Source organism: Xanthomonas sp. F14 (assembly GCF_014199865.1).
The window spans coordinates 1,222,942-1,237,153 of record NZ_JACHOM010000001.1 but is presented as its reverse complement, the minus strand read 5'-3'; the positions used below and the strand labels follow the sequence as shown (position 1 = coordinate 1,237,153).

The window sequence follows — 14,212 nt, the reverse complement described above, 5'->3', positions numbered from 1 at the left end:
GGCGCGCTAATTACCGGAATCGACCAACCCATGAATCGCTCGCTACTCGCAACCACGATCGCCTCCTGCCTTGTCCTGACTGCCTGTGGCGGCGGTGGCGGTGGCGGCAATGTCCGCAGTGACCCACCGCAGACCACGGTGGTCGCCCCGACGCCGTCCACTCCCCCAGCGCCCACCACGCCCACGCCCACGACTCCAACGACTCCAACGACGCCGGACACCACCGCGGCCGACCCGCTGCCGAACACCGCGCCGACGCCGGCACCTGCCCCCGCCCGCTACCAGGGCCTGGCCAGCAACCTGCTGGTGCCGACCAATGCGGATCTGGCACAACAGGCCGGCGCCAAGGGTCAGGGCGTCAAGCTGGCGGTGCTGGACGACAACCTCTATGGCAGCTACGCGCCGATCAGCGGCAAGGTCGATACCTCCAACGATTACACCGACACCCCCGGCACCCCGGAATCCGCATCGAACGCGTTGCGCGGCCACGGCACCGTCGTCTCGGCATTGGTGCTGGGCACCGCCCAGGACGGCTTCGCCGGCGGTGTCGCGCCGGATGCGGACCTGTTCTATGCGCGCATCTGCGCCGAAAACTCCTGCGGTACCCAGCAGACCCGCCGCGCGGCGGTGGACCTGGCGGCAGCCGGCGTGCGCATCGCCAATCTGTCGATCGGCGCCTCGTATGCAGATGCAGCCAGCAGTGCCAATGCCGCACTGGCCTGGAAGTATGCGCTGACCCCGCTGGTGCAGGCCGATGCGCTGATCGTGGCCGCCACCGGCAACGAAGGCGCGGCAGAAGCCTCCTACCCGGCGGCGACGCCGGTGCAGGAAGCCAGTCTGCGCAACAACTGGCTGGCCGTGGGCGCGGTCAACATCGACAGCGCCGGCAATGCCGCCGGCCTGACCAGCTATTCCAACCATTGCGGCGCCGCCGCACAGTGGTGCCTGGTGGCGCCGGGCAGCTACTTCGCACCCGCGCTGGCCGGCACCGAGCTGCAGGGCCAGATCGCCGGCACCTCGTTCTCCACGGCCGCTGTAAGCGGCATCGCGGCGCAGGTGCTGGGCGTGTATCCGTGGATGAGCGCTTCCAACCTGCAGCAGACCCTGCTGACCACCGCCACTGACCTGGGCGCCCCCGGCGTGGATGCGCTGTACGGCTTCGGCCTGGTCAATGCGGCCAAGGCGATCAAGGGCCCGAGCCAGTTCGCCAGCAACTGGGCGGCAAATGTGACCTCCGGCTACGACAGCACCTTCAGCAATGACATCTCCGGCGCCGGCGGCCTGACCAAGAACGGCGCCGGCAGGCTCACGCTCAGCGGCAACAACACCTACACCGGCGGCACCAGCGTCAGCGACGGCGTGCTCGCACTGTCGGGCAGCCTGCGTTCGGATGTCATTGTGCTCAACTCGGCCACGTTCGAATCGCGCGGCGGTGTCATCAACGGCGGCTACAGCCTGGCCAACAACACCGGCACCACCGCCATCGAATTGGGCAAGGGCTTGACCGTCACCGGCCAGGCCAGCCTGAAGGGCAACCTGCTGTTGCTGCCGGAAGCGGCTGGCTACAACGTCGGCAGCAGCGAGAAGATCGTCAAGGCCGGCGCGCTGCAGGGCAGCTTCGACCGCGTGCAGTACGCCAACAACTTCTTCTGGACTGCTTCGCTCGCCTACGACCCCACCACCGTCACCGCCACGTTGACCCGCAATGCCTCCGCTGCCAGCGCGCAGGCGGCCGGTGCGCCGCAGTCGGTGGTCAACGGTGCCACGCAGGCCGATACGCTGGTCAAGGTGCTGGATACGCGTGTGGCCTCCGGCGATACGGATAACCTGGGTGGCCTGATCAGCGCTACCGGCGCGCTGCTGGCGGCCAACGACGCGCAGGTTGCCGCATCGCTGCCGACCCTGGCCGGCCAGGTACACGGCATCGAGCGCACGCTGGGCTTCCAGTCCGCACTCAACGATGCACGTGTGGCGGCCGATCGCCTGCCCTACCTGGCCGACACCACCACGCTGACCACCTGGATGCAGGGCAGCTATCTGGACGGCGAGCTGGGCGGCAAGGGTTTCGACTCGGCCGACTACACCCAGCAGGCCACCACCGTCGGCGTGGATCTGCCGATGGGCAACGCCGGCACCATCGTGGGTGCGGCGCTGAGTTCAGGGCAGGACCGTGCGCACATCGATGCATCGGCCAGCCGCCTGCGCTCGGACCGTTACGCGATGACCGCATATCTGTATCAGCCGATCGGCCAGGCGTATGTGTCCGGGATCGGTTCCTACGGCATGAGCAATGTGGACACCGAACGCACGGTGCAGGCCGGCAGCATCGGCGAACGCCTGCAGGATCGCCGCCACGACACCAACTGGTCGCTGCGTGCCGAAGTCGGCCTGATGCCGCAGGCAGGGTTGTCGCCGTTCATTGCCGCAGGTGTGGTCAGCCAGACCCAGGATGCCTTCAGCGAAGCCTCGGCCACCGGGCTGGGGTTGAGCGCCAACAGCGACACGCTGCGCGCCGGCTATGGCGAGGTGGGTGTGCGCGGTCATCTGGTACGCGGCAAGTGGGGCTTTGATGGCTTGATCGCCTACCGCTCGCTGCTCGGCAATCCGAACTCGGACTTCACCGCCTGGTTCACCGGTCTTCCGGAAGCGCGCTTCAACGTGGCCGGCGAGCCGGTGTCCAAGCAGTCGGCACGTGCCTCGGTGGGCGTGCGCTACCAGCTCAACGATGCCTTCTCCATCTACGGCAACGTGGGCGCCGAGCGCGGTCGTTCCGATGCCAACAGCATCAATGCCAATGTCGGCTTGCGCTGGCAGTTCTGATCGCGACCGGCACCCGACCGCACTTGGTCACTGCAACCACCGATGCCATGCAGCACTGTGCATCAGGCAAAAAAAAGCCCCGGCAATGCCGGGGCTTTTTGGTCTGCGGTGAATCAGAAGCTCCAGCCCCAGGTGACCTGGCCGCCGTATGCGGTCTGGCCATCACCGTTGAGTCCCTGCAACGACAACGCCATGCGGCTGTTGGGCGATGTGATCAGGCTGACGCCCAGTTCGCCGACCACCGCGTTCTTGGCCAGCGTGACGCTCTGCACCGAGAACTGCGAGCCGCTGCCGACAAAGCCGGCCGACCGCTCCACGGCGCGGTCGCCGAACGCATGCCGCCAACCCACCGAGGCGTACACCCCGGCCGCCGCACCCAGCTGCCAACGCCCGCGTACGCCCACCGTGCTGGTGGTGTACTCGTCCTTGGCACTGTCCACCGACAGCCCGGCAATGCCGCCGCGCTCGTCGAAGCCGTCGGTCTTCAGGTGCGTGTAGTCCGCCGCAACGAAGGGGCTGTACACCGCATTGCCGGTGCGCAGGTTCCAGGCCGCTTCCAGCGACACGGTGACGGCCTTTGCATCGTAATTGCTGGTCAGCCGCTCTTCGAGCACGCCGGGCAGCATCACCCGACGGCTGCTGTCCACGCTGTAGTCCGCATAGTCGACCGCAGCCTGCAAAGCGAACGCGGACCAATCGGCCTGCGCGTAGATGCCGGCATGGGTGCCATCGATGTCGGAACGATCCAAGGATTCGCGCGAGAGGGTTTCGATGTCCTGATTACCGACCGCGACACCGACCACGCTGCGCTCGCCGATGCGCCGTTCTGCACCGGCCATGACGCCGTTGTCCTCGCGCCGCACCGAAGCGGTGTTGGCATCCCCATCGACACGATTGGGCAGGCTACGGCCGGTGATCCAGACCGTGGTGTCGCCTACCTGCGCGTCCTGACTGTCGCCACGCAGATGATTGCCGACGCCACTCAGCAGGAAGCGGCTATCCAGCAAAGCGGTCGCCGTGCTGGCATGGCTTTCGCCCGACAGCGAGGCAAACGCCGTGCTGATCGCTTGCGGGTCGTCGGGCAGACGCACTACCGCTTGGTAGACCGGGCTGGTGGTCGGCAAGCCATCCACCGCAGCTGCGGCGGCCTGCTGGTTGGGCGCGGTGACTGCATCGACCATGGCCACGGTGTTGCGACCAAACGATACCGACAACGCCGTGGCACTGGCGCTGACATTCGGCGTGACGAAGGCGTAGTCGGAAACGACGTTGGTGAATTGCCCGGTCAGCCCGCCAGCGGCGCTGATGACCGGGATCTCGGTGAACAACGGCAGGTCCGTCGCACGTACCAGTTGCAGGGTGCTGCCAGGTGCCAGCGTGGCCGCCCCGCCCACGCTGATCGGTGTCACCGTGCCGCCCGCACCCGGCGTGACCTGCAGGGTGGAGCCATTTGCAAGCGCGACATTGCCGCCGACGCTGATCGTGCCCGTACTGCCGCCGATCGCCACGGTGCCACCGGAGGTCAGGCCGCCGATGCTGCCGCTGCCGGTGAGCGTGCCGCCCGGGCCCACCGTGACCGGCCCGCCCAACGTGGCGCCCGGATTGGCCGGGTTACCCACGCTCAGGGTGCCCGCGACGATGGTGGTCGGGCCGGTGAAGCCACTGCTGTTTGCGGTGACCAGCAAGGTGCCCACACCATCCTTGAGCAGACTGCCGGTACCCGACAGGATCCCTGCGTAGGTGCCATTGGCGGTCTGCTGGAACACCAGTGCGCCGGCATTGGCGATATTGCCTTGCAAGCTGTCGGTATCGCCAATCAATGTGCCCGCATTGATCGTGGTGCCACCGAGATAGGCGTTGACACCATCCAGCGTCAACGCGCCCGCGCCGTTCTTGATCAACGTACCGCTGCCGGTGATGTTGCCGGCAAACGTGCCATCGCCTGCCTGGTCGAACACCAGTGTCGCGTTGTCGACGATGTTGCCTTGCAGGCTGGTGGTGTTGCCGATCAGGCTGCCGCTGGCAATGGTGGTGCCACCGCTATAGGTATTGGGCGCAACCAGCGTCAACGCCCCCGCTCCCTGCTTGACCACACTGCCGGTGCCGCTGACCGCGCCGGCGAACACACCATCGCTGGCCTGATCGAACACCAACGTGGCGTTGTCGACGATATTGCCTTGCAGGCTGGTGGTATTGCCGATCAGGCTGCCGGCGCTGATCACGGTGCCGCCGGTATAGGTGTTGGGCCCGAGCAGTTGCAGCGCGCCGGTGCCGGCCTTCTGCAGCGAGCCGGTGCCGCTGAGCGTGCCGGCATACACGCCGCCGGTGTTCTGGTTGAACACCAGTGCCGCGTTGTTGGCGATATCGCCCTGCAGGCTGGTGGTATCGCCGATCAAGGTACCGGCCGTGATCGTGGTGCCGCCGGTGTACCCGTTCGCACCGTTGAGCACTAGTGCGCCGGCGCCATCCTTGATCACGTTGCCGGTGCCGGTGATCGAGCCGGTGAACACGCCATCGGCCACCTGGTTGAACACCAGCGTCGCATTGTCGACGATGGCTCCCTGCAGGCTAGCGCTGTCGCCGACCAGCGTGCCGGCGTTGACCGTCGTGCCACCGGTGTAGCTGTTGCTGCCGTCCAGTGTCAGCGTGGAAACCCCATTCTTGATCAATCCACCGGTGCCGGTCACAGCACCGGTCAAGGTGAGATCGTTGCTGCCCGCAAACGCGACTGCACCTGCCAGCTCGACTGCGTTGGTCACTGTCAGTGCCTGATCGGTATCCAACGTGGTGCCGGTCGCGGCGGTCAACGTTCCGGTGCCCAGCGCCTGTGCATCACCCAGCACCAAGCTACCGCTGGCAAGTACGGTACCGCCGCTGTAGTTGCCGGCTTCGGCAAGCGTCAACGCACCCGTCCCCTGCTTGACCACACTGCCGGTGCCGCTGACTGCGCCGGCGAACACACCATCGCTGGCCTGATCGAACACCAGCGTGGCGTTGTCGACGATATTGCCTTGCAGGCTGGTGGTGTTGCCGATCAGGCTGCCGGCGCTGATCACGGTACCGCCGGTATAGGTGTTGGGTCCGAGCAGTTGCAGCGCGCCGGTGCCGGCCTTCTGCAGCGAGCCGGTGCCGCTGAGCGTGCCGGCATACACGCCGCCGGTGTTCTGGTTGAACACCAGTGCCGCGTTGTTGGCGATATCGCCCTGCAGGCTGCTGGTGTCGCCGATCAAGGTACCGGCCGTGATCGTGGTGCCGCCGGTGTACCCGTTCGCACCGTTGAGCGATAGTGCGCCGACGCCATCCTTGATCACGCTGCCGGTGCCGGTGATCGAGCCGGTGAACACGCCATCGGCCACCTGGTTGAACACCAGCGTCGCGTTGTCGACGATGGCTCCCTGCAGGCTGGCGCTTTCGCCGACCAGCGTGCCAGCGTTGACCGTCGTGCCACCGGTGTAGCTGTTGCTGCCGTCCAGTGTCAGCGTGCCGGTGTTGGTCTTGATCAAGGCGCCACTGCCGCTGATATCGCCGGCAAGCGTGAGGTCTGCCGGATTGTCGACGCTCAGCGCAGCGCCGAGGACGACCGCATTGCCCACGGTTGCGGCAACAGGGTTGGTCAGCACCGCAGCGCCGACCACCGACAGGCTGCCGGTGCCCAGCGCGTTGTTGCTGCCGATCGACAAGGTGCCATCGCTCAGCGCGGTCCCGCCGGCATAGCTGTTGTTGCCACTGAGCGTGAGCGTGGATGCACCGGTCTTGATCACGCTGCCGGCACCGCTGATGGCGCCAGTCAGGGCGAGATCGTTGCTGCCTAGCAGCGTCACCGCACCGTCGAGCACCACCGCATTGCCCACGGCCAATGCCTGATCGGTATCGAGGCTGGTGCCGGCTGCCGCGGTCAGCGTGCCGGTGCCCAATGCCTGCGCATCGCCCAACACCAGCGTGCCGCCGCCGAGCGCGGTGCCGCCGGTGTAGGTGTTGGCGGCGCTCAGCACCAGCGTGCCGGTGTCGAGTTTCTGCAGCGTGCCGGTGCCGCCGATGCCCACATCGATGGTGCCGGTGACGCCAGGGTCGACACGGATGATGGTGGTGGCCGCATTGGCGCTCAATGCACCGCCGCCGGCATCGCTCAGCACATACCCGTCGCTGATGAACTGCATGCCGGTAATGCCTTGCGTGCCCTGCACGCCTACATTGCCTGCGGTGCCGGCGAACACGGCAAAACTGTTCTGCCAGTCGCTGTTGCTCAGCCCATCGATCGAGGTCCAGTTGGTGGGGCCTGCGGCCCAGACGCCTGCGCCGCCATCGATGCTGCCATTGGCAATGGTCTGCGCACCATCCCAGAACTGCACGTTGCTGCCGGGCGCCAGCAGCACCACGTTGACCTGCTGTGCCAGCGCGGTCTGCAACGTCAGCTGGGTGGGATCGATCGTACCTGGCAGCGTGCCGATGCCCAGGCCGTTGTCGGTCAAGCCACCGGTGTAGTCGATCAGGCGATACACACCGGTGCCGAAGCCGCCGATGTCGGTGATGTTGAGCGTGCCGTCCAGGGTGAGATCGCCATTGACCGCCAACACGCCGGTCTGGCTGGGGATGCCCAGGAACGCGTCCAGCGTGGCAGTGGGAGCCAGGCTCAGGCTGCCGGTGGTCAACACTACGCCACTGGTCACCACCAGGCGGCCGCCGTCATTCACCGTGACCGCCGCATCGACCACGCCGCTGCCGCTCAAGCTGGCACCGCTGCCCACGGTCAGGCCACCTGCACTGGCCAGCGTGCCATCCACGTCCAGCGTGCCGGCGGTGACCTGGGTGGTGCCGCCGAGCGCGCTGGTGCCGGTGAGCTGCAAGGTGCCGGTGCCGACCTTGTCCAGATTGCCTGCATCGCTCAGGCTGCCGGCAAACGTACTGCCGACGTTGTTGGCGCCAAGCTGTAGCGTGGTGCCGCCCAGCACGGCGACATTGCCCTGCCCGGTCACTGCACCCAGGGCCGCATTGCTGCCGAGCGAGAGCCCGGCACCTGCGGCCACATCCACGACGCTGGTGTTGCCCAACGCGCCGGGGGCGGCGGTGGCGAGCACGCCGGCCTGCACTGACACCGGGCCGCTAAACGTGTTGCCGCCGGACAAGGTCAAGGTGCCCAGGCCCGTCTTGGTCAAGGCACCCGCGCCACTCAGCACCCCGGTCAGGCCCAGATCGTCCGCGCTGGCAATGGTCAGATCGGCACCGAGATTGACCGCATTGCCCAGTGCCAGCGCAATCGCGTTGCTCAAGGTGGCATTGCCCAGCACCGACAGGCTGCCGACACCGAGCGCGGTGTTGCTGCCAACCGCCAGGGTGCCTGCGTTCAACACGCTGCCGCCGACGTAGCTGTTGGCGCCGTCGAGCGTGAGCGTGGACGCGCCGTTCTTGATCACACTGCCCGCGCCGCTGATCGGGCCGGACAGGCGCAGGTCGTTGCTGCCGACCAGGTTGAGCGCGCCATCGAGTACCACTGCATTGCCGACCGCCAATGCCTGGTTGCTATCGAGGTTGGTGCCGGTTGCTGCGGTCAGGGTGCCGGTGCCCAACGCCTGCGCGTCGCCCAACACCAGGGTGCCGCCGCTGAGGGCGGTGCCGCCGGTATAGCTGTTGGCCGCATCGAGCACCAGCGTGCCGGTGTCGAGCTTTTCCACGCCACCGCTGCCGGAAATGGCGACATCGATGCTGGCGGTTGCACCCGGATCCACACGGATCGCGGTCAACGGCGCAGTCACAGCCAGTCCACCCGCGCCGGCATCGGTCAGCTGATAGCCATCGGTGACGAACTGCAGGCCGCCGATGCTCTGCGTGCCCACCACGCCGACGGCGGCTGCGTTGCCGGCAAAGACCGCAAAATCGCCTTGCCAGGTGCTGTTGGCGCTGCCGTCCTGATTGGTCCAGTTGGTCGCCGCACCCCAGGTTCCTGCACCGCCGTCGACGGTGCCGTTGGCGGTGGTTTGGACACCATCCCAGAACTGCACGATGCTGCCCGGTGCCGTCACCACCAGGTTGAGTTGCTGGCCGATGGCGGTCTGCAGTGCGAGCTGGCTGAGATCCACGCTGCCCGGAAACAGGCCGATCGCCAGACCGTTGTTGGTGAGCAGGCCGGTGTAGTCGATCAGCCGGTACACACCCGTGCCGAACCCACCGATGTCGGTGATGTTGAGCGTGCCGTCCAAGGTGAGGTCGCCATTGACCGCGAGCAGCCGCGTATTGCTCGGCGCTGCCAATGCGACGTCCAAAAACGCACCCGGTGCCAGGGTCAGGCCACCCACGCTGAGCGAGGAGCCACTGGTCAATGCAAGCCGGCCACCGTCGGCGATGGTCACATTGCTTCCCACGTTGCCGGTGGTGCCGGTGCCGGTCAGCGTGCCGCCCAGCGCCACATTCAATGCGCTGGTGCCCAGGGTGCCGATCACATCCAGGGTGCCGCCACTGACCTGGGTGGCACCGCCGATCGCGCTGTTGCCGAGCAGGCGCACCGTGCCGGCGCCGACCTTGTCCAGATTACCGCCACCGCCAAGGCTGCCGCCAAAATCGCCACCGCCCAACTGCAGCGTGCCGCCGGCATCGGTGTTGACATTGCCGGCGCCGCTGAGCGCGCTGATCAGGCCGCCGTTGCTGAGATTCAGCACCGCACCTGCAGCGACATCGACATTGCTGGCGTTGCCAAGCGACGCAGCGGTGCTCGCAACCAGCGTGCCGGCCTGGATCGCCAGCGGGCCGGTGTAGGTGTTGCTGCCATTCAAGGTCAGGGTGCCGGCACCGGTCTTGATCAAGTCGCCTGTACCGCTGATGCTGCCGCTGACCAGCATGTCCGCACCGTTATCCACGGTGAGCGCTGCGCCAAGCGCGATGTCGTTGCCCAGCGCCACCGCAATCGCATTGCTCAGCGCTGCATTACCGACCACCGACAGGCTGCCAGTGCCGAGTGCGTCGTTGGCGCCGACGGCAATGGTGCCGGCCGTCAACGTGGTGCCACCGCTATAGCTGTTGCCCGCGTTGAGCGACAACGTGGTGGCGCCATTCTTGATCAGGCTGCCGCTGCCGGTGATGGCACCGTTCAAGCCGAGATCGTTGCTGCCGACCAGCGTGAGCTGATCGTTCAACTGCACCGCATTGCCCAGCGTCAGCGCGGCAGCGGCATCCAGTTCGGCAAGGCCGCCGACCAGCAGCGCACCCACGCCCAGCGCGGCGTCGTTGCCGAGCACCACACGCCCCGCATCCAGCGCAACGCCGCCGCTGAAGGTATTGGCATTGGCCAAGGTCAGCGTGGCAGCGCCTTGCTTGTCGAGACTGCCGCTGCCGCTGACGACGCCATTGAGCGTGATGTCCTGCGTGCCAGGCAAGGTGAGTGCGCCATTCAACGCAAGTGCATTGCCCAGCGTCACCGCGCTGCTGGCATCCAGTGTGGTGCCCGCGGCGGCGCTCAGTGTGCCCAAGCCCAGTGCCGTGTCGCTACCGACCACCACTGCGCCGCCCTGCAGTTGCAGTCCGCCCGCCCAGGTGTTGTTGCCATTGAGCGTGAGCGTTTGCGTGCCGTTCTTGATCAGGCGACCGGCGCCGTCGACCACGCCATCGAGGGTGAGGTTCTGGCCATCGATGGCGAGTTGGCCGGCGACATTGACCGCGTTCTGCAAGGTCACCGCCGTGCTGGCAGTGAGCTGCGTGCCATCGGCAGCGGTGAGCGCGCCGGTGCCGAGTGCGCTGTCGCTACCGACCGACAGGATGCCGGTGTCGAGCAAGGTGCCGCCGGTATAGGCATTGTTGCCGGTGAGGGTCAACGCACCGGCGCCCTGCTTAAGCAGGCTGCCTGCGCCACTGACGATGCCGGTGACGCCCAGATCGTTGTTGCCGGTGAGCGAAAGCGCACCGTTGAGCACCACAGCGTTGCCGATCGTGGTCGCGGCAGTGGCCTGCAGCTGCGTGCCATCGGCAGCGGTCAGCGCCCCGGTGCCCAGTGCTGCGCCGTCGCCGATCAGCAGCGCGCCTGCATTGAGATCCACGCCACCGGCAAAACTGTTGGGTCCAGCCAGCGTCAATGCAGCATTGCCGTCCTTGACCACGCCACCCACGCCACTGACCGCACCGGTGAGGGTGAGATCCTGGCTGCCGCCGAGCTGCAGGTCCGCTTCCAGCGCCACGTTGTTGGCGAGCACGCGTGCGGCGGTGCTGTCGAGCAGTCCGCCGCCGACGGTCAGGGTGCCAAGACCCAAGGCGGTGTCGCTGTCCAGGATCAGGCTGCCTGCACTCAGGCGCGTGCCGCCGGTGTAACTATTGTTACCGGCCAGGGTCAGGCTGGCGGGGCCCAGCTTGTCCAGGCTGCCCACGCCGGTGATGGCGCCGGTAAGCGTGAGCGCGTTGCTGCCACCCAGATTGACCAGGCCGGCCAAGGCAATGGCATTGGCCAGCGTGCTGACGGTTGCATTGTCCAGGGTGGTACCGGCTGCTGCGCTGAGCGCGCCAACACCGAGCGCGGTGTCACTGCCCACCGTCAGTGTGCCGGCGCTGAGCGTGGTGCCGCCGCTGTACAGATTGTTGCCGCTCAGCGTGAGGTCGCCACTGCCGGATTTGATCAGGCTCCCGGTGCCGCTGATCGCGCCACTCAGTGTCAGTGCTTGCGCCCCACTCAGTGTCAGCGCACCTGGAGTCAACGCGATCGCGTTGCTCAACGAGGTGGCCGCCGTGTTTTGCAGGGCCGCATTGCCGGTGACGTTCAACGCACCCGTGCCCAGCGCGGTGCCGCTGGCCACCTGCAAGGTGCCGGCAGTGAGGTTGGTGCCGCCGGCATAGGTGTTCAGGCCGCCCAGGGTCAAGCTGCCGGTGCCGAGCTTGGTCAACGCACCGGTGCCGCCAATGGCGCCGGTCAGGTTCAAGGCATTGCCGCTGCTGCCCACGCCCAAGCTACCGGTGAGTGCAATCGTGTTGCCCAGGGTTGCCGCAGCGGTGGCATCCAGCTCGCCGCCGCTTGCGGTCAGGGTGCCGGTGCCCAGGGCCGCGTTCGAGCCCACCACCAGGCGCCCGGTACTCAAGCTGGTGCCACCGGTGTAGGCGTTGTTAGCGGTTAGGGTGAGGTCGCCCGCACCGCTCTTGATCAGGCTGCCGCCACCGTTGATGGCACCGCTCAATGTCAGCGCCTGCGCGCCGGTCCAGTTCAAGGGTCCGCCAAGGCTGATGCCGTTGGCCACCGTCAGTGGCGCACTGCTGCTGAGGTTGGACGCGCCGGTGACGTTCAAGCCGCCGGTTCCCAGTGCCGAGGCACTGCCCAGTTGCAAGGTGCCCGATGCCAGCGTGGTTCCGCCAGCGAAGGTGTTGGCGCCGTTGAGCGCGAGCGTGCCAGTGCCGGTCTTGTTGACACCACCCGCGCCGGCAAGCGTGCCGGTCAGGGTCAGCGCGTTGCCGCTGGCGCCCAGGCCCAGCGTATTGGTCAAGGCAACATTGTTGGCCAGGGTCAGTGGAGCGCTGGTATCCAGCTGCCCACCGGCGGCTGTCACCGTGCCCGCTCCGAGCGCGGTATTGGTTTCGATCCGCAGCGTCCCCGCGCCCAGCGTCGTGCCGCCTGCATAGGTATTGCTGCCGCCCAGGGTGAGCGTGCCGGTGCCGATCTTGTTCAACGCGCCGGCGCCGCTGATGCCGCCGCCAATCCGCAAGGTGTTGGCGCCGCCGATGCCGATGAAATCGTTGAGCACGAACGCGTTCGGCAAGTCGACCGCCGCACTGGAAAGCACGCTGCCGGCGGACACGTTGACGGCGCCCGTTCCCAGTGCGCCATTGGTTCCCACCGTCACTGAGCCGCCGAGCAGGTTGACGCCTCCGCTGAAGGTATTGCTGCCGGTCAGGCCCAACGCACCGGTCCCGGTCTTGGTCAGCGCACCGGTGCCGACGATGGGGCTGGCAATGGTCAGGGCATTGGCGCCCTGCAGGGTCAAGCCACCTGCTCCCAAGGTGATGCCGCCGGCAGGCGACAGGCTCAGGCCGGCGGCTGTCGCCTCCAGCGCACCGCCATTGGCCGTGATGGCAGTGCCTAGCTGCGCAGGATTGGCGAACTGCAGTACGCCGCCATTGAGCGCGCTGCTGCCGAAGTTGCTTCCGCCCCCGACCGACCAGGTGCCGCTATTGACGCGCAGGCTGCCGAAATTGATGTATTGCGCGGTGCTGAGCGTCCCGACGCCGGTGCTGCCGCTGCCAGTGCCGGTGGCCGAATTCTGCAGGATCAGCGTATTGATGCCGCCTGCGCCGCCATCCACCACACCGGTCTGCGCGAAGCTCAGCAAGCCCCCCGGCCCAAGCAGTTCCAGCGCCAGCCCGCCGCCGCTGTTGACGCTGCCGCCAGTCACCGCCGTGAAGCTGTTGGTGCTGCCCGCCCCCATCGACACGCTGCCGTTGATGGTGCCGGCGTTGACGAAGCTGTTGCCGGTGGCCGAACTCTGGAAGCCGACGCGCCCGTTGATGGTGCCGGTGTTGACCGCATTGACGGTACCGCCGCCGCTGACTGCTATCACCGGCGTATCCGCACTCAGCACCGACAGGTTCAACAATGCACGGCTATCGATCAGCCCGGCATTGTTGATCTGCACGACGCCATTGCTGGCCGAGGTGATGCCAAGCGCCATGCCATCGAGATTGAGCAGGTTCGCCCCCAGTAGGCCGCCGGTGCCGTAAATCGCGCCGGTGGCGAGATTATTGGCGGTCACCGCGGTGGAGCTGGCATTGCCCATGCTGACGCCGGTGCTCAACACCGACAACAGGCCGAGCGCCGAGGGGTCGATCGTACCGCTGTTGTTGAGCGTGGCATTGGTGCCGGTGAGCGCAATGGCGGTGCCGCCCAGCAGCCCGGCGGTCATCTGCGTGCCTGCCGCAACGTTGATGGTCAGGTTGTTTGCGCTGCTTGCGAAGCTGTTGCTGGTGATTGGCAACCCCGTGCAGGTGACGGTGGCGCCCGCTGCTGGAAGTGCAGGTGTGCACGCCCCCCAGGCCAGCATCGGTGCGGCGGCTCCCACCGCCAGCACGACTAGGCTCGACACGCTGCGGCGGGTTGCCCCGGGCTTGCGCCGCCGACGTACCAGCTCGTGCGTCACCACCCAATTACCAATCGCCGCGTTCCAGACCAGCGCAAATGCACGATTCATTTTATTCCCCCTGTATCGCCGTGCAGAGACTCACGCACACACACACGCGCTCTCCAACAGCAGAAAGTTGATTTACTGTCGAGTCGGTTTAAAACAGCTTGTGCCGTACCAACCGGTATCGCCTACGGATGAGGACGTTTAATACCATTCCCTGTGAATAATATTGGGAGATTAATAGGGAAAGCGCCATGCCTGAAACTGTGCCGAATATCACTAACCAGGAAACTATCCATGAAACACGCCCAAAC

Annotated in this window: 2 protein-coding genes; one reads left to right on the top strand and one right to left on the bottom strand. The window is 66.6% G+C overall.

The annotated features are described in order from the left end of the window. Positions 1–30: 30 nt before the first annotated feature. Positions 31–2,820 carry a S8 family serine peptidase gene (locus GGR73_RS05355; protein ID WP_184455927.1) on the top strand — a complete coding sequence of 930 codons (2,790 nt, stop codon included), beginning with the start codon at positions 31–33 and terminating at the stop codon, positions 2,818–2,820. 113 nt (positions 2,821–2,933) lie between these two features. Here the strand turns inward: GGR73_RS05355 and GGR73_RS05350 are convergent, their stop codons facing one another. After that, positions 2,934–13,964 (bottom strand): autotransporter-associated beta strand repeat-containing protein, encoded by an 11,031-nt coding sequence (locus GGR73_RS05350; RefSeq protein ID WP_184455925.1) that lies wholly within the window; start codon positions 13,962–13,964, stop codon positions 2,934–2,936. Between the last annotated feature and the right edge of the window lie 248 nt (positions 13,965–14,212).

Coding starts and splice junctions, on each gene's coding strand:
- GGR73_RS05355 (WP_184455927.1), top strand. CDS start 31: ATGAATCGCTCGCTACTCGCAACCACGATCGCCTCCTGCCTTGTCCTG.
- GGR73_RS05350 (WP_184455925.1), bottom strand. CDS start 13,964: ATGAATCGTGCATTTGCGCTGGTCTGGAACGCGGCGATTGGTAATTGG.